The organism is Paenibacillus sp. FSL E2-8871 (assembly GCF_038000345.1).
Lineage (GTDB): Bacteria > Bacillota > Bacilli > Paenibacillales > Paenibacillaceae > Paenibacillus_AQ.
The window spans coordinates 94,763-112,774 of sequence record NZ_JBBOBV010000001.1 but is presented as its reverse complement, the minus strand read 5'-3'; the positions used below and the strand labels follow the sequence as shown (position 1 = coordinate 112,774).

16 protein-coding genes are annotated in these 18,012 nt (G+C 45.2%); 4 read left to right on the top strand and 12 right to left on the bottom strand.

All coding sequences use genetic code 11. The annotated features are described in order from the left end of the window. Positions 1 to 20: 20 nt before the first annotated feature. Entirely contained in the window at positions 21 to 593 is a 573-nt protein-coding gene (locus tag NYE25_RS00565) for a xanthine phosphoribosyltransferase (protein ID WP_076283133.1), read from the bottom strand. Positions 594 to 767: 174 nt separating this feature from the next. Here NYE25_RS00565 and NYE25_RS00560 point away from each other — a divergent pair, with 174 nt between their 5' ends. Continuing rightward, complete coding sequence (locus NYE25_RS00560) at positions 768 to 1,880, top strand: YkvI family membrane protein (RefSeq protein WP_042186895.1); 1,113 nt, start codon at positions 768 to 770, stop codon at positions 1,878 to 1,880. Here the strand turns inward: NYE25_RS00560 and NYE25_RS00555 are convergent. From NYE25_RS00555 to NYE25_RS00545, 3 genes are read right to left on the bottom strand one after another with little or no spacing between them, the layout of a single operon-like run. Then, positions 1,867 to 5,112 (bottom strand): AAA family ATPase, encoded by a 3,246-nt coding sequence (locus NYE25_RS00555; protein ID WP_341144827.1) that lies wholly within the window; start codon positions 5,110 to 5,112, stop codon positions 1,867 to 1,869. The two genes, NYE25_RS00560 and NYE25_RS00555, sit on opposite strands and share 14 nt — an antisense overlap. Beyond that, the gene (locus NYE25_RS00550; RefSeq protein ID WP_341144826.1) at positions 5,102 to 6,412 is read right to left on the bottom strand and encodes a metallophosphoesterase family protein; all 1,311 of its coding nucleotides are present in this window, start codon (positions 6,410 to 6,412) and stop codon (positions 5,102 to 5,104) included. The genes NYE25_RS00555 and NYE25_RS00550 overlap by 11 nt, the downstream gene beginning before the upstream one ends. Positions 6,413 to 6,418: 6 nt before the next feature. Beyond that, positions 6,419 to 7,555, bottom strand: a complete 1,137-nt coding sequence (locus NYE25_RS00545; protein ID WP_042186889.1) for a glycosyltransferase family 4 protein — start codon at positions 7,553 to 7,555, stop codon at positions 6,419 to 6,421. A 157-nt stretch (positions 7,556 to 7,712) separates the two neighbouring features. On the opposite strand from NYE25_RS00545, the gene NYE25_RS00540 reads away from it, so the two are divergent. Beyond that, positions 7,713 to 9,116 carry an RsmB/NOP family class I SAM-dependent RNA methyltransferase gene (locus NYE25_RS00540; protein ID WP_149643981.1) on the top strand — a complete coding sequence of 468 codons (1,404 nt, stop codon included), beginning with the start codon at positions 7,713 to 7,715 and terminating at the stop codon, positions 9,114 to 9,116. Between the two features lie 112 nt (positions 9,117 to 9,228). Further along, positions 9,229 to 9,324 (top strand): sporulation protein YjcZ, encoded by a 96-nt coding sequence (locus NYE25_RS00535; protein WP_197069771.1) that lies wholly within the window; start codon positions 9,229 to 9,231, stop codon positions 9,322 to 9,324. 70 nt (positions 9,325 to 9,394) lie between these two features. Here NYE25_RS00535 and NYE25_RS00530 read toward each other — a convergent pair whose 3' ends face one another. The 3 genes from NYE25_RS00530 to NYE25_RS00520 are packed head-to-tail and all read right to left on the bottom strand — an operon-like array spanning position 9,395 to position 11,607. Next, positions 9,395 to 9,985 (bottom strand): class I SAM-dependent methyltransferase, encoded by a 591-nt coding sequence (locus NYE25_RS00530; protein WP_341144825.1) that lies wholly within the window; start codon positions 9,983 to 9,985, stop codon positions 9,395 to 9,397. A gap of 15 nt (positions 9,986 to 10,000) precedes the next feature. Then, positions 10,001 to 10,642, bottom strand: coding sequence for a histidine phosphatase family protein (locus NYE25_RS00525; protein ID WP_340968735.1), 642 nt, complete (start codon positions 10,640 to 10,642; stop codon positions 10,001 to 10,003). A gap of 26 nt (positions 10,643 to 10,668) precedes the next feature. After that, positions 10,669 to 11,607 (bottom strand): ketopantoate reductase family protein, encoded by a 939-nt coding sequence (locus NYE25_RS00520; protein WP_341144824.1) that lies wholly within the window; start codon positions 11,605 to 11,607, stop codon positions 10,669 to 10,671. A 163-nt stretch (positions 11,608 to 11,770) separates the two neighbouring features. Between NYE25_RS00520 and NYE25_RS00515 the strand changes: the two genes are divergently transcribed. After that, positions 11,771 to 12,340, top strand: coding sequence for a TetR/AcrR family transcriptional regulator (locus NYE25_RS00515; RefSeq protein WP_042186879.1), 570 nt, complete (start codon positions 11,771 to 11,773; stop codon positions 12,338 to 12,340). Positions 12,341 to 12,345: 5 nt separating this feature from the next. Here NYE25_RS00515 and NYE25_RS00510 read toward each other — a convergent pair whose 3' ends face one another. The 5 genes from NYE25_RS00510 to NYE25_RS00490 form a co-directional block, all read right to left on the bottom strand. Next, positions 12,346 to 13,329 carry an ABC transporter ATP-binding protein gene (locus NYE25_RS00510; RefSeq protein WP_231573419.1) on the bottom strand — a complete coding sequence of 328 codons (984 nt, stop codon included), beginning with the start codon at positions 13,327 to 13,329 and terminating at the stop codon, positions 12,346 to 12,348. A 22-nt stretch (positions 13,330 to 13,351) separates the two neighbouring features. Beyond that, positions 13,352 to 14,134, bottom strand: a complete 783-nt coding sequence (locus NYE25_RS00505; protein WP_341053704.1) for an ABC transporter permease — start codon at positions 14,132 to 14,134, stop codon at positions 13,352 to 13,354. Then, positions 14,131 to 14,952 carry an ABC transporter permease gene (locus tag NYE25_RS00500; protein WP_149643976.1) on the bottom strand — a complete coding sequence of 274 codons (822 nt, stop codon included), beginning with the start codon at positions 14,950 to 14,952 and terminating at the stop codon, positions 14,131 to 14,133. Before NYE25_RS00500 ends, NYE25_RS00505 begins: the two co-directional genes overlap by 4 nt. 49 nt (positions 14,953 to 15,001) lie before the next feature. Further along, positions 15,002 to 16,177 carry a serine hydrolase domain-containing protein gene (locus NYE25_RS00495; protein ID WP_341144823.1) on the bottom strand — a complete coding sequence of 392 codons (1,176 nt, stop codon included), beginning with the start codon at positions 16,175 to 16,177 and terminating at the stop codon, positions 15,002 to 15,004. Positions 16,178 to 16,407: 230 nt separating this feature from the next. Next, a complete protein-coding gene (locus NYE25_RS00490; RefSeq protein ID WP_341062004.1) occupies positions 16,408 to 17,964 on the bottom strand; it encodes an extracellular solute-binding protein in 1,557 nt (518 codons plus the stop codon). Between the last annotated feature and the right edge of the window lie 48 nt (positions 17,965 to 18,012).

The following is an 18,012-nucleotide window of genomic DNA, read 5'->3' as shown; positions in this document are numbered from 1 at the left end:
GTTCTTATCTCAAAAACGGGTTATTCCCCAAATTCAATGGTGCCTCCACTAAGAGAAGTAATTCTTACGAGTGACTCCAGTCGGATGCCTTGTTCTTTGATCGTCCGAGCTCCAGCCTGAAAGCTTTTTTCCACTACAACGCCAAGACCTACCAGCTCAGCGCCAGAGCGCTCGATGATCTTAATCAATCCACGTGCTGCATCACCATTAGCAATAATATCATCGATAAAGAGGATTTTATCCTCTGGAGAGATGAATTGGCGAGACAACATAATGTCGGTAACAATACCTTTCGTAAAAGAAGGAACTCTTTCACAAAGTGCGTCCGGATCTGCTAACAGTGTTTTTTTGCGACGTGCAAAAACTAACGGCACCTTTAACTCATATGCGGTGGCAAATGCCACGGCAATGCCCGAGGATTCCACGGTCACAATACGTGTAATTCCGCAGTCCGCAAACCTCCCGGCAAACTCCCGTCCCATTTCCATCGTAAGCTGCGGATCTACCTGATGATTCAACAGTGCATCCAGCTTCAGCACTTCATCTGAAACGACGACACCTTCCTCCAAAATCCGCTGTTTCAACACTTCCATGACTTTGAACCTCCAATACCCTTTATAATCGCAGACGTTCCGTACAAATGAATCACGGAAGTCATGTCCTACTGATCCTCATCATAACCTGTACTATACAGAGTGCACAAGGCAATCCTGCATAGCACGCATTATGATTTTTCTTTTGTTCTTAAAACTATTAGGAGGGGAGCCATGAAATCACATGTCCGAACATTACAGATCGCATTCACTTACATTGGCACCATTGTAGGAGCCGGATTCGCCACCGGACAAGAAATATTAAAATTCTTCACTCGTTACGGACACTGGGCAGTCCTGACCATCCTGCTCTCTACTATACTGTTTATATGGCTGGGTACGAAAATGATGGTCATCGCTCGGCGCATAGAAGCAGAGTCTTATGAAGACTTTAACCGACACCTCTTCGGCGACCAAGTCGGAAGCACCATCAGTTTGTTCACGATGGTCATCTTAATCGGTGTCAACAGTATTATGCTTGCAGGCGCGGGCGCTATTTTTCAAGAGCATCTTGGATTTCATTATCAAACAGGGCTAATACTCACGCTGGTTGGTTCTTATTTTCTGCTTAAACGGGGAATTTCCGGTATTCTGCAAATGAACAGTCTGATCGTCCCATTAATGCTTACGCTGTCACTCATCATTATTTTTAATACCTTTCAAATTCCAGGAGCTCAGCGGTTCTTATTCCTAGAAACGGATCGGACAATCTTTGGCGCTTGGATGTCGCCGTTGCTCTACACCGCCTTCAATCTAGGTATGGCTCAAGCCGTATTAGTTCCCATGGCTCGACATACTGATGAAGAAAAATCTCTTGTCTGGGGCGGTATTATTGGTGGTGCCGGAATCGGCTTTATGTTGATCGCCGCACATTTCGCGATGAGCTCCCAGATGCCTGATATTCTCCAATTTGAAATCCCTATGGGCAACATCGCCATCCGGTTGGGTACTGTAGTACAAACTATATATTTGTTGCTGATCTTCTTGGAGATCTTTAGCACTTTTGTCGCCGACATTTATGGTGTCACCATGCAGCTTAAACAACGAATTCCAGTTAAACCCGCATTGATTACGCCGATTCTGATGTTGGTCTGTTATTTACTGAGCCAATTTGGCTTTAGCTCTCTACTCTCCGTGTTCTACCCGATCTTCGGAGCTTTGTCGATGGTCTGGGCTGTCATGCTACTACGTACGCCATGGTCTACTCCACCACGTAGCGATTCTTCATCGGGTTCGAGTGGAAAAGGGAACAGCCTTGTATCCATAAAACCAGTTACACGGAAATAACTGCTGCTGTTGGAATGATTCGTGCTGCCGCTTCCGCCACATGCTTGTGACAGGTCATCATCACAATCTGGCGGGAGACCGACAGTTCACCAAGCAGTGAAAGCGCAGCATGAAGACGAGCCTCGTCAAAATTGACGAATAGATCATCGAACAGCAGTGGCAGCGATACTTGCCGAGACATCGTCTCTGCAAGTGCACAGCGGATGGAAAGGTACAACTGTTCTGCCGTCCCACGGCTGAGCAGACCGCTGTCCAGCAGTCCAGCATCTTTGTGTTCCGCTTTTAGTTCTTTATGACCTAGAGTCATAACTACTCTTTTGTATTCCCCTTCGGTCAGCTTGGAGAAATAGTCAGATGCAAGCAAAAGTACCTGCGGTTGCTTCTCCTGTTCATAAATACGGCGGGTTCTTCCGATTAATTCAGCAGTTAATGCTGCTACCGCATACTTATCAGCCACGATTCGCAGAGCAGCTCTCTGCTCTTCCAATTGCTGAATAACAGAGTCCTCCATACAACGCTCTTTCAAATACTCCCTTTCCTGAAGCAGCTTTCCTCGTTGCTCCAGCAGGGTGTTCCACAGTTCTTCTTCCCGTTCAGCTAGCTCTTCAGCTGCCGTACGTTCCTTCTGGAGTGCTGAAGCATCATGATGATCTAATAATAACTGCAAGGCGTTAACTCGCTCATCCTCCCAGCCTCCAAACATGGCTAGCTCCCACTGGCGAATGGATTTATTCAGCTCACTACGCCGCTGTACAGCAGCCGATCTCCTTAAGAAATCCTCCCCGCCTGTTGCTCCGCCTTCGTCCAACAGGTGGTCACGCTGTTCTCTTAACTCACCTAATACCCTATGGCTCTCCTTAAGCTCTTCCAGAAGCTCTTGTAACCGTGACTGAATGCCTTCCCGGCGAACCAGGTCCTTTTTCAGTTCATCCCAAGCTCTTTTTCGAAGTTCCAGCCAGCTTAGTAAAGTTAGTGCAGATCGTCGCTGTCCATCGTGCGGATCCATATCAAAGCTAGTTGCCGCTACGCCAGACTCGTCTAAAGGGTCAGTACCAGATTCATAAATGAGAGTAAGCAGCTCCTCCTCGAATACGTTACACTCATCTTCCAGCTCTTTCAGTCGTAAAGAGAGCTTATTCTCTTGGCGCAGCAGTTCGTTCCCCTGCTCCACCATAGCGAAGATATCCGGCAGCCCTTCCGGAGACAACCCTTCGGACAATCTGCGCTCACGCAGCCATTCTTCATAGTGCTCAGCAGTTTGCGTAAAAGCCGTCTCCGCCAGGCTCATTTCTTCCGCGAGCAGCTTCTCTTGGCCTGCCAGCGTCTCCAACTCCGTGCGGCAGGCATCCCGCTCGGCGGCATAGCGTTCAATGCGCTGCCGCCAAGCTGACCAAGCCTCCATGAGCCTGCGAAGATCCCTCATGGAGGCTTCCAGCCCGCCTGCGTCAGGGCTGGACCCCGGGGCGGCCGATCGCCGCCCCGGCATGGCGCTCTCCGGCTCCGCCCCGGAGAGCAGCTGCCCCCGCAGCCGCAGCATCTCGGCTGCGGCTGTGCCCACGTCCCCGCCATGCACTGGCGGGGACGCTTCCGGCCGGCGCGCTCCGCTGAGGCCGGCCCAAAGGGCCAGATCGGCCGCGCCAAGCAGGCCGATCGCGAGCACTGCGCTGACCGGCGGAGCACCGGTCAGCCACAGCGCTGTGGGCAGCAGCACGGTTAGTGCTGCCCCAGCCCACAGCAGGCGCCGGTAGAGCGCGGCCATGCGCTGCGCGCTAGGGCCGTCACTTCCGGCGCCGGGGCCGCGCTGCGGCCCTTCGCTGAGCTGTGCTTCGCGCCAGCGCTCGGCCGCCTGCTGCAGCTCGTCCCACAGCTGCAGCACTTCTCGGGCGCTGCGCGGAGCCAGCTGCGCAAAGGATTCGGCGCCGGTAGCGTGCTCACGCGCCAGCGCTCGTTCTGCTGCCTGCAGCGAAGCTGAGGCAGCGGCCAAGCGGGAACGCAGCGTCTGCCGCGCTGCGCCCTCCGCTTCCATGCGGCGATCATAACTTGCGAACGCCGCCGCAAACCTCCGTGCAGCTTCACGATCCGCCGCTGCACCCGAAAATGCAGTCAGCTCTGCCGCGCTCCAGTTGACATCAATGCCTCGCAGAATTCGCTGCAAATGCTCATTCAGCGCGGTCAATTCACCTTCTAGCCGCTGTCTTTCCGCTCGCAGGTTTTCATAGCTGCTCCGATGGCGATCCAGCCGCTCCAGGGCAGGCCCTTGCGCTGTTAACAACGCATTCGGCGGATTCTGCTCCAGCTCAGCCGTAAGCTCACTTTGCAGACGTTCATAACGAGTTACTGCTCCCTGAGCATTCCGAATTTCACCTTCAAGTGCCTGATAGCGAATCGCTCCATCTTCAGGAAAGGTTGTAATCGCTGGCAGGTCCTGCAGCTCGAGCTGCGCATCGCTCCATTTTAACCACAATTCACGAACATCCTGAGCTTTGCGAAGCATCACGAGCTTGTCTCCAGTAAGTTTACGTTGTTGTTCCAGTTGATCTAGCTCAGATTCCGTAACCTTTAATGCTGCTATATTACCGTTATAACGTGGAAGATAAGAGTGGCTCTCCGCCATCTGACGCTCTAGTTTCTCAATAGCCTGAACGATTTTAGCAGCTTCCTGTAGCTTGCCCCGAGGTTTATACAGCTTCTCAGCTTCCTGTACCAATCGGCGTTCCGCACGCATGATCGTTCCACCACCGCCCATACCCGCGTGAAAGAGAAAGCTGCCCATCTCTTCTGATTGAAGCGCAGCAAGCTCCTGCAGTTCATCGAGAGAGACCGCGAACAATTGATGGAACATGCTCCGAGAGATACCACCAAGCAAAAGACGCTCCATTTCAGCTTGCCCTAGCTCTTGCGTTGTTCCATTCGGATGGTTAACCGTGATGTTCAGTTTCTCATTTCTTCCTGAGCCCTCACCACCAGTTGTATGGCGACGAATGGTCCACAGGGCACCATTACTATCACGTGCCTTCAGTATTCCCCCATGTAATCCGCCTTGCATAGGTTCATACCTCTCCGTAGGGTTACCACGACTTGGAATTCCAAACAGCATGGAGCGAATAAACTGTAACGTCGTGCTTTTTCCTGCTTCATTACGTCCATAGAGTATAGTAACACCTTCCGATAGTTCAATCTCTCGGTTATGCAAACGTCCGAAGCCATGGATCTGCAAATGTTCAATTCTCATCTTCTGGAGCACCCTCCATTCCACCGAGCATTGTGATTCCCTGTTCTGCTGCACTACGAAGCCAACTTAGCTTCTCCTCTTGACTTGTAACCGAGAGCAGCTGTCGCAGCTCCTGATTCTCCATGAGCGGCTTAAGCGCACTGTTTATTAATTCTTCAAGCGCTTCTGCTGAATGTTCCGTACGCTCTGTAATTCGCAGCATTTCTCCAAGAAAGCTATCCTCCTCTAATAACCGTTCACGGTCAATAGCTAACCCGGATTCTACAGCGAATCCTTCCACCCAGACAAGTCCCTTATAATCTTTACGCTCAGCACGTACCGCCTCACGGCGCTGGAGTTCAGACAGCAGATCCTCTACCGCTCCTTTTTCAGCTAATACTTTATGTACGTCCCCGCGTCCGATCAGACGAAATCTGACCACTGACATCAGCTCCGGGAGTTCCTCCCTGATATCGTCAATCACCTGCTCTACCCTTTGTATCCATTCTGCTTCATTACTCAATCCCTCAATGGACAGATCCCGTACCTGCCAGCGAACATAATCAAGCTCATGAAAATGGGGCGTAGCACTTCCAGCCTCATCAACATCCACAACATAACAACCTTTAGGTCCGGTTTCCTTAATGCTACGTCCTTGTATATTGCCCGGGTATATAATCGCCGGTTTTTCATGCAATACACTACGTTTATGGATATGTCCAAGTGCCCAATAATCAAAACCCCGTTCGATAAGGTCCCTACGACTGCAAGGAGAATACGTCTCGTGCAGTAAATCACCGTCTACATTCCCATGCAGCATAGCTATATGAAACAGACGGCTGCCAGGCTTTCGAGAAAAGGTCACTGCAGTGTTGTCCGTAACTTTCGCAGTCGGATAGGAGATTCCACTAACAATAGCCACTTCTTGACCATCTTTGCGACGGTAAGCCGTAGCGAGATCTGGCTTCTCTCCTCCAAACACGGTTACATGGCTGGGCATTTCTGTAGTCAGACGCAATCCGTCAAGTGGATCATGGTTGCCATGGATCAGAAACACGTGTATTCCTTGCTGACCCAGTTCCTTGAGTGCTTCCTGAAATCGCAGTTGACCCTGTAAGGAAGCGTCAGAAACATCGTATACATCTCCACTGATGACGATAAAATCAACATTCTCTTGGATGGCAACGCGGACAAGCCGCCCAAGGGCGGCGAAGGTTGACTCACGTAAATAAGAACGAATGGCTGGCGAAATATGCGCCAGCCCAGCAAAACGGCTATCCAGATGTAAGTCAGCAGCATGTAGAAATCGAAATGGAATCATAGCTGCTCACCCCTTCGTTCCTGAGGGATACTGTAAGTATGTCTTTTTAAGTTCATTAGCGACACGAGTCAGCGAATACAAGCTTTTCGCTTTATCCCAAGCTGAACGAGAAAGCTCATAACGATAAGCCGGATCAGATATCACCTTCTCTAAAGCGTCAGCAAGAGCAATCTCATCATCAGGACTGACGAGCAGGCCATTCACACCATCTTCAATCTGCTCCGGTATCCCGCCTACATTCGTCCCAACTAAAGCCAAGCAGCTAAGCGCTGCTTCTGCAAACACCGATCCGAAGGCCTCCGCCCGAGAAGGCAGCACGAAAATATCAAAGAAAGGCATGAATTCTTCCGGATGGAGCGTATATCCATAAAAAATTGTTTCATTATAAATCCCTAATTGCTTAGCCATGTTTTCCAAATCCGCACGGGAAGGTCCATCTCCAATAATATGCAGTACATATTCATGGCCGCGATTTTTAAGCTCAGCACAGGCCTTGAGTAAAGTATCAATTCCTTTGGCTGGAACTAGACGTGTCACAGTCACTAGCTGTGGTACAGCGTTGTCATGCGGGACTGGCTTAAACCTTTTCTCATCAAAACCATTCGGTATTACTCCTATATTAGAAGGATCTAGAATATAAGGCGCCACATACTCTGCAAAAGCTTGCGACACAGTCATTAACCGATCACTAACATGCTCAAGTTCGCGGTATAGCGAAACTAGAAACTGATGTTCCAGCCCACCTTCAGAAATAGCTCCATTCAGAATCAGCTCTCGCTCATAACTGGAATGTAAGGTTTGAATTAACGGAGTATTTGGAAATACTTTTTTCATTGCTAAACCAGCAATTGGATGATGGGAATGGATAAGATCATATGTCTTGCTCATTCGTAGTTTAGTCCACCATAGATAATCACGGTAGGTCTGAATATATTTCTGAACGATCTGACTTTCCCCAAACTGGGTCCAATCAAAGGTCTCGAATATGACTTCTTCATGTCCCTTGTTGCGAATCCGCTTAGGTAACCAAAACAAATCCATCTCCCAGCGGCTTGAACGGAACCTTTCCTGAAGATAAGGGATCATGGACGATACACCACCGGGTTGCTCCGGTGGGAAGAAGAGCGCTTGCAGCAAATTCATATGGTACATCCCCTTTACAATTGCCTTACGTACAGTAAGACTTGGCAATTATGATATAGTTGTGTATATGTAGAATTTCAGGTACGATTACGTTCCCCATACCTTGATTTTATCGGTATAAACATGAAACAGCAACTAAGAAAAAGGAGAATGATCTATGAAGGAAGAACAGCTGCCTGCCTCTTACACCGCATATATACAAGAAATGCTGGGGCAAGAGGCAAATGCTTTTCTAGAAAGTTATTCAGCTCCACGAACGCAGGGACTTCGCTTTAATCCATTGAAAAGTATCTCAGATTCAGGTCAAGTCGCAGTAGAACGCACAGTCTCACAGTTTGATCTGAAACCTATCCCATGGTGCCCTGATGGTTATTATTATGAAGAGCCCGCTCGACCAGGCAGGCACCCTTACCATGCTGCTGGACTATATTATATTCAGGAGCCTTCCGCAATGTCCGCAGCTGAACTGCTGGCACCTAAACCCGGTGAAACCGTCCTCGACCTTGCAGCAGCTCCTGGGGGTAAAACTACGCATATCGCTGGTTTAATGCAAGGACAAGGCCTCTTAATTTCTAATGAAATCCATCCAGAGCGCGCAAAAATCCTTGCAGAGAACGTAGAACGTTTAGGTATAAAGAATACCCTCGTAACCTGTGCAACGCCAGAGCAGCTGTCTTCGCGCTTTCCACTTGCTTTTGACCGAATTATGCTGGATGCTCCTTGCTCAGGAGAAGGCATGTTTCGAAAAGATCCAAATGCCGTTCAAGAGTGGTCTCCTGACCATGTGGTTATGTGTGCGGCGAGACAATGGGACATCCTGCAAGACGCCTACCTTATGCTTAAGCCTGGGGGGACTCTAGCCTACTCTACTTGCACCTTTAACCGTCAAGAGAATGAGGAGATCATTGCCCGATTGACGGATCGTTACCCCGATATGGAATTAATCACCCACAAGCGCCTTTGGCCACATTTAGAAAAAGGCGAAGGCCACTTTGTTGCACTCCTACGTAAGCAAAGTGTCACCGAAAACGACGTTAACGATGACGCCAAACGCAGCACCAAAAAGCGTCGAAGCAAAAGCAACCCAAAAATTAATTCTTCCGTTCGCGATGCATACCAGTTATTCCAAGACTGGGCTTCGTTAGAGCTTCCTGGTTTCTCATATCAAGGCGTCCCTCTGCTGTTCGGAGAATCCCTTTATTTACTGCCTGAATCCTTTAATGGCAACCTCCATACTGGGCTGCTGGATGGTTTGCGTATTCCTCGTGCCGGGCTACATATTGCCCATTTGAAGAAAAATCGGATTGAACCCGCTCACGCCCTAGCGATGGCGATTCAGCACACACAAGTAACACGTAGTTTTGATCTCAGTAGTGGGGGGCTGGAAATACATGCTTGGCTCCGGGGAGAAAGCTTACCAGTACCGGTGGAATTACATGGATGGACACTAGTAACTTTAGATGGATTGCCGATAAGTTGGGGCAAAGCAAGTGCAGGCCAACTTAAGAATCATCTTCCTAAAGGACTTCGCATCTTAAAAGCCCATATTGACGAGCAATAGGCCATAGACCAGTACATCCAGTCCACTTTGGCATATGATGTCATTATCTCAGAAAGCTGCGACACCCGCCGCAGCACTTGAGAACAAAGACATATGGTAAGGAGGAATTAACATGGGTGAATTTCATGGAGGAGCCTTCACTTCGACTGGAGCGATCTTGGTACTTTTTATCTTGCTCGTAATCATTTCCCGTTCGTTGTTCGTTTAATACCAATCCGGCTAATTAGACGGTGAAATTAAAGCGGCTGTGTCGTCCTTTGTAGGGCGGTGCGGCCGCTTTATTTCTTTCCAGCATAACATCTCCATTTGTTGTTCTCGTGAATATTTACCGTTTGAAAGCCAACTTTCCGAAATAACTGATCTATCTCTTCGTTTTTTGTGTATTGTTTCATGTGATAATTGATTTTATAGACCTCAGAAATAATAACAAACGTTCCGCCTGTCTTCAGCACCCTAAACACTTCACTTATATTTTGTTCAAGATCTGGCCAGAAATAATGCGTCTGAATAGCCGTGATCGTCCCGAAAAATCCATCATTGAACGGTAAAGCCGATACGTCTCCCTGACTAATCTTCACCTTACCTGCGGCAACAGCCTTATTGTTTTTTTGATTGGATGTCTCCACAGCTTGCTGAGAATAATCTATGCCGTAGATTTCCTGATATTTATTATGTTTTGCAAGCATATGTATAGTTTGACCGCCACCACAGCCTATGTCCAAAATAGGTGCGTTGTTCATCATTTCTATTTTTTTAAGCCCCCACGTTGTTATGCTGGAATGCGCCTGGTTCATGATCTTGATCATGATATTCCCCACGAATCCTCTCGGGTTCTTGGCTTGATCGATCAGTGCATTCAATAATCCCATATTTGTACCTCCCAATCAATTGGACAAACCAGCAGCCTGATCACTTGATATATGCTCCGTAAGATTTTCAGCTGTAACTACCCACTTATCTACTTGATACTCTATTTTATGAATACTTGTATATGAAGTCGGGAAATGGGCATTCTTATTGGTCCACGTTAGCCCTTTTAAAATATGATAAATAATATTAATTACGCCACCATGCGTAACCACAATTACATTTTCTTTTGGATCAGTACTCTCCAGTTCATTACATAGTTTTGAGAAACTTGTATTAATTCGCGTAAAAAAATCCTGTGGGCTCTCTCCTCCTGGAAATCTCTCATCCATTCTTAATTCTGAGAAATAGAGACCCGGGTATCGTTCATTTGCAATTTCATGGGGCATTCCAGCGATTACACCATTATTCGTTTCTCTCCAAGACTGACTGCTTTCAACAGGCAAGCTTAGCGCTCTGGCGATCTCATTTGCTGTATCTAACGCACGCTGCAAATCACTACTAAGGATACGAGTGATGTTAAAGCTAGACTGATTTTCCTTAAGATAACAACCAAGTCGTTCGGCTTGTCTATAGCCCTCTACTACAAGCCCACGTTGACTCCAACCCCCACGATAGCCTTCATCATCTATTCCATGCCGTATAAAATATATAGCCATCGATTGTACACCTCCAAAAAAGATTGTTATACATTTGCATTAAACTTCGAGATCGCTTGTTTTTGAAGTTGATCCCAATGGGGCGTCGCAATGTTTGCTTGTTGTTTCAACTTATCAAACGAATTAAACAAAGCAGCAATTTCGCTGAAAGAACCATCTACAAATTTCATAAAGGGTAATTTATGAATTATTTTCAGACCATAGTATACACCCTGTTTATGTTTTCGAATAAAGTCAACTTGACCTGCTGGAGTGATCGTATAGTCTAGCTTCTCCATCATTTGAAACCCTTCGTCCATTACTGAAATGGCTTGTTTTAATAGCTTCTTATCTTTAGATACCTTTTTTAAATCCCCGTCATGAAGATAATTAAGGGAGTTCAAAGCCACTATAGGCACGATATGACTTTTGAGCCAAGCATCCATATCCTCATGATAAGTTAGCTTATACTTAGCGTTCTCAAACGCTTTTTCCAGTAAGTGTTTTATTGGGATCTCACCGTCAAGACTGCCAAGTACCATTTGCCCACCTGCGTGTATTTTGATAACTCGACCGCTCGCTTCACGAATTCCTGCGCTAAGCTGAAATCCAAAGAGTATATTTTTTCTTACATCGCTCATTTCCTGAAGATCCTTTTGCATTTCGTGAGCATCGCCATTATTACCCACAAGAATTATATTCAGACTCTGATTCTCAGCTAGAATAGGTAACACAGATGGAAAATCATTATATTTCATAACAACAAAAATAAGATCATAGAGATCATCCGGTTGAAGCTCTGAGATGACTTTTACAGAATCCATAGTGTTTTTACATTGAAAATAATGGCGAAGTACAAGACCGTCTTTCGTCAATTGCTCTGCACGCTTCCCTCTGGCAAGCACTGTGACATCGTTTCCCCCACGCACCAGGACATGTGCAAGATAGCTGCCTAAAACTCCCGCTCCGAAAACTAATATTCTCATATTTAACTCCTCTATCCCTTTTTAGACATTTGTTGAATTTCGATCATCTGTTCGATAAAATCAGATTATCACATCTCAGATAGGGTTCAATCGTTAGTTTGATCGGTTTTGTTGGTTTTTCAACAAAATACAATACATTGTTTAATAAAAAGGGAGTATTACCATGGATAGAAGAATTAAAAAAAACCAAACAGCCATCATGAATGCATTAATTCAACTAATGGCTGAAAAAGATTTTGAAAAAATAACGATTAACGAAATCGCAGAGCGCGCTGATGTAAACCGCGGAACGATTTATTCCCATTATGCGGATAAATATGACCTGATGGATAAATGCCTGGCGGCTCAGCTCCAGCAACTAATCGAAAGCTGCTCCGCAGTGGAGGATGAAACCGAACCCAATCCCTCTAAGGCATCATTACTCCGCACGCTGGAACAATTGGAGGAGAATGCTCTCTTTTATAAGACTTTATTAAGAAACAAAGCTTTGCTCTCCTTTAGAAACCAATTACAAGATATGATAAATAATCAAATCAAAACACAATTCTTAGAAAACAATTTAAACCTAGATAAGTTAAGTAAGGATATATCCGTACAATTTTTGAGTTCGGCAACTGTCGGAGTGATTGAATGGTGGTTTACCCATAGTAATCCTTGTTCTGCAAAAGAAATTACTGAAAAGTTATGGTCAATGCTAGATCTGAATCTGCAAATGATCCGTTCCCAAGCTTAAAAATATTATCCCATATCCATCTCATAAATGGAGCTGATGATCTTTTCAATTTGGATCTCCTTAATGGATATATCAAGAATCTCTACCTTTTCACTAAGAATATGAAGAAACTCACCCATTTTACACTGCTCGGTATCGATCTCTAATTCCACTTCGTAATCCGATATTCTTTCCGATATCAGAGTCCCAGGCAGGTCAATATCTCCAATCGTTGTAGCTGCAGAAAGCCTGACCACTTTTTTAGCGCCTAGATGAAGTCGAAGTTCGGAGAACTTATCGTCATATACTTTTTTACCTTGATGAATAATTAGTACTCTTTGCACCAAACGCTCCACATCTTCCAAGTCATGTGTCGTTAGAATAAATGTGGTGCCTTCCTGATTCATTTGCTTAATGAATTCTCTGATTCTTTGTTTAGCTATAACATCCAGCCCGATCGTCGGCTCATCCAAAAAAACCACTGGCGGAGAATGAAGCATTGCCATAATAAACTCGCATTTCATTCGTTCTCCCAGTGAAAGGGTGCGCGTAGGCTTAGTGATAATATCACCAATCTCAAACATACTTACAAATCGATCTAGTCTTGTACGAAAGTCATTCGTAGGAATATCATAAATTTCCTTGTTCATATAAAAGCTATCCAAAGGAGGAATGTCCCATATTAACTGCGATTTCTGTCCGAACAGTACTCCGATTTGTTTTACATATTGATTTTTTTGCTTATGAGGGTTGTATCCTAGAACATTTATTTCTCCCGATGTGGGATAGAGAACACCTGTCAGCATTTTAATAGTCGTAGATTTCCCCGCACCATTTGGACCCAAAATGCCAATGATCTCTCCTTTTCCAACACTGAACGAAAGATCTTCTACAGAGGTGATAATCGATTTTTCACGGTGAAACAGACTTTTAAATACGCTTTTTGCATCTTGTCCACGGTGATACGTTTCATATTGCTTAGTTAAATTCTTGACGGTAATAATGTCCAATGTAATTCTCCTTCATACAAATTCATCCTCCGGCACTTTTGTAACTACGAAGCATGTACGTATAGAGCCAAATTCCGAAGGCAGCAAATAGCACACAAGGGATAATCGCTATAAAAAAATAGGCTTCCCATCGTCCAATCAGAGTAGATGCTGGAAAGTAAGCAATCATGGAAACCGGAAAAAGAAAAGAACTTACGGCTACGACTGCTTTAGGGAAAATCGTCCCTGGATAACGCCCAAAAGACTTAATGCTCTCAAACATCTCCGGCAAGCGGGAATTCGCCACCCATTTGAAGGAAATTGCTGCCACAATGAGCGCCACGCCGAACATAACAAGCAGACCTGCGCCAAACAACAACAGGAACAATAACCAAGAGCCGATGGTCATCCCATCGATTCCGCTAAGTGCGTAAACGAACATGACTACTCCTCCACCTAAAAGCCCGATACTTTCGAACTCAAAAGATCTGGCCAACAGCAGAAAAAGGCTCGAGGTTGGTTTAATTAATACCACTTCCAACGTTCCTTCCACTACATGGGACATCGTATTCCACATGATTCCGTTGAAAAAAATCCCGGCACAAGCCGTAGACAGAATGAAGACAGATTGAATTAATAGTGCCTCTTTAAAGGTCCATCCTTCAAATGAAGCATTCGAATTATAAATGAATACTGTTACTAGAGGAAACAACACATTCCCTATAAGCATGATAAGACTATTAAGAATAAAATTAACACGATAAGTGATAGCAGAAGCTATATTCGCCTTCATACAAGTTTTGTATATTAGATACATACGTTTCATGCGCCCACCCCCGTAAAATGCTTAAGCGATACCGCATACAACACCCGGCAGACTATTCCGGCAATAATAACGGCTACAAGCTGCAACAACAAAACTTGGGGAATAGGTAAGGTTATATCAGCTAAAGTATAGCTACCTGTATAGACCATTGCAGGCAGAAAGGTCGTATATTGAAACGGTAAGAAAAAGGAAGCCATCTGTAAGGACTTTGGAAAAAAGACTAATGGAATCAGTGATCCTGAGAATATCCCCTCACAAAGACTAAAAAAGTTACGAATACTGGAGGATTGCACCATCCAAAAGGCCACCATTCCAATACTATAGTGGATGAAAAAATTCATCATGAACGCCATAGCTATCGATAGCATTGCGTATAGTAAATTTGCGGGTAAAACATCAATATGAAAAATAAAGAAGAAGATCATAAAGCAGGGTATAAATTCAAATAGAAGCCCAAGTACCCTATGCCCTGCCTTCTGAGACAATGCATAGAACATATGATTCATTGGTCTTAAAGAGAACGTAATGAATTTCCCGGTGCGAATGAGCATTTGCAAGTTCCAATCGGCAAAATCCATGGTCAAGTAGTTGATCAACATCGTAGCGCAAAAATAAGAGAGCATCTGAGAGAGCGACATCCCGTTAATAGAGGATTCTCCGCTATAAACAGCGCTCCATATATAATACTGCACTAAAAAATATACCGGGCCTACAAAAATAGAAACCATCGAATGCGTTCTGTACGCACTCCATTCCTTATAAGTAACAAAAGCAACCGCTCTCATAACGCGAAAGCGGTGCTTTATCTTCTCAAACATAAGTCACATCCTGCCTATCTTTGATATCTCACAACATATAATCTTATTCTTATTCGAGTCCGGACCAGATCACATTGTTTGTACCGAAAATCCCTCTACCGTCCCATATATTTTTATGAAAAGGGATATACCAAACGGCAATCAGCTTTTCTACCGGATCAACGACCAAAGAACAAGACCCCCATCCTTCGTGAAAAAAAGTGCCTTCAGAATAAGATGTACTTTCATTATATCGAAGGTCTGGCCCAAGACCGTATGGTCTATCCGCTCCTCCATCTCCCCATGCGTAGTTTGGAAGTTTTTCAGAATTGAACCGCTTGGTCATTCTCTGAACAGCCATCCGACTTAAGATATGACCACCTTCGTATTCCCCATGGTTAAGCAGCATGATTCCGAACTTTTGTAGATCATTAACGGTTGAATACAGTCCCCCACCAGTTCCGGGAGTCTTGATTTCTTCCTCAGACCTTTGTTCTTCATCCGTAATTTCCCCGTTTTGCAGCTTCAGAAGATATTCCTTGGCTTCTTCCGAACGAATAGCGATCCTACCAGCTTTCTCAGGCGGTATATCAAAGAAAGTATCTGTCATGCCTAACGGTTTTACAATGTTGTCCATTATGTAATCTTCTGCAAAAACACCTGTTATTTTCTCAATAATTGCACCAAGAACCACGTATCCGAACGAGGAATACATCCATTGAGTCCCTACCGGAAAACGAATGCCATAGGAAAGTCCAGCTTTAATCCAGTTTTCTTTTCCAAGCTCTGATTCATAAATATACCACCATGCACTTTTATAGTAGGTATCACTTATAGTGCCATGATCAGGTGCGATGCCGGAGGTATGCGTCAGTAAATGAGCAATTGTAATCGGCTTAAAAGGATCGGCATCAAACTCCGGAAGAATAGAACTAACTGGTTGTCCCATAAAAATTTTTCCATCATCTGCCAGCTGCCAGATCGCTGTTGCCGTAAACAGCTTGGTAATAGAAGCGATTCGAAAAATAGTATCCGTTTTTAATTCTTGGTCGCTATCTTCTTCGTAACTGAAGCGTCCCCCCGCTCCATTAGCAAATATTTTTCCATAACGACTAAGAGAATAAATATAGCCATCGGCTACTTTCTTATTACAGAGATCCTCATAAAAATGATTAAGTGCCTCTAAACGGTCCTCCCTGTAATTCGCTTCGTGCAGCTTGCTAAGCTCTGTAGTTGATAACATCATTCACACTCCTCTAGTATTCTATGAAAAGCCATGTCAATTCTCAAAAATGTAATATATTGCTTATTAATAATACCTTTTCAGTACTATTGTTACAACAAAATCTAACGAACTGGAAGGTCAACTTTATATTTAACTATTCTATACTGATCTCACTTCAATATGTATGGTTTGCGTCTTCTATAACCTTAAGAGGAGCCCGGTTTAACCGTCAGCTCCTCAGGAAGGTAAAATTATCTGCGTGGCATGGTAACGCCTACTTTGTTATTATACTTTTCTGTAGCTTCTTTGATGACATCGTTGCCGCCTTTGGAAAGCCACTCTTCTACAACCTTCGGCCAGTCGCTGATAGGCTCCTTCCCATATACCATCTTTACCATATGCGTCAGCAGCACCGGAGGAGCAGTGTCCGAGTTAGGTGCAATGTCTGGATTCTTCACCAAGGCATCAAGCCGCGGGTCGAATTGAATTCCATCACGGCCTTCATTAGCCAGAATAGTATCATATACATTGATCAAGCTTCTGCCTTCTTCTGTCGTATTAAGGGCACCCTTGTTATACGTAGTATCCTGCACCAACCAGAGGAAAGACTGACGGTAACGCTCCTCATCTACAGCAACGGAATCCGTAGGAGAAGTGTATACGATTTTGCCGTTCTCTTCCTTATAGGTTTCATCCTTGATCCCAAAGGTAAAGAAGGTTTCTGCCTCTTCACTCAGCATCCAGTCAAAAAATTTCACAATATCCGCAGCATTCTTCGTCCCCTCTTTGATAAAGTAGGTGCGCGTAGCGGAGCCATACAAATAAGAACCCCCTTTTCCGTCAGGTCCAACTGGCGAAGCAATAATCTCCAGCTTGGCGGATGGCGTTGAAGCCTTCAATTGCTGCTCCCATTGTAGAAGTTCGTTTGCATTCATCGTCCACATACCGGCTTTGCCTGAGAGGATCGCATTCTTGTAGTTGGTCGGGTTGATAGTAGCGAATTCTTTGTTGATCAAACCCTCTGTATACATGGTGTTGTAGGTTTGTAACGCCTTCATCATATTTTCGCTATCCATAAACTTCGGCTGAATCTGGCCATTTACTTCCTCGAACATAGTCAGGTACGGAAAAACATCATAAGCGCCAAAGAACGCATCAGCATATTTGAAATCTTGACGGCCCATATAAGGGTTCTCTATCCCCAGCTTTTTGAAGGCACGTAACACATTCAAGTACTCATCAACCGTTTTTGGAACCTGCAAGCCGGTTTGATCCAGCAGATCCTTACGAATCCAAGTCGCACGGCGGGATGGATTGGACAGAAACTCCGGTATTGCGTAAATTTTTCCTTGATAGGTGACGTTCTCCCAAGCTTCCTTCGGGATTACTTTCAAAAGGTTCTGGCCGTTTTGCTGCAGCAGATCATCCAAGGGCATGAACACACCAGCTTCAACGGAACCAGCCATTTCCTTGCCATTTACGCCGCCCGAGCCTTGAACGACATCCGGAATATCATTAGTGGCGAACATCTGCACCATTTTCTGCTCGAACTCTTTATGAGGAACCAACACTATATCCAAGTCTGTGTTTGTCATCTCCTCCAGCTTTTTCACCCATTTGTCCTTATTCAAGTCGGGGGATTTCTCAACATAGTTAAAAGCCAGCGTCCGCATCGAGATCGAGAATTCAGTTTTCTGCGGCGTATTTGACGAACCTCCGGCAGTCTCTTCTTTGTCCTTGTTCGAGCAACCTGCAATAACGGTAGCACCCATTACGGTAGCCAGACAGATGCCAATCCATTTTTTCATAATATAACCCTCTCCTTGTACAATGGGGTGTATACGTAAAATGAAGAT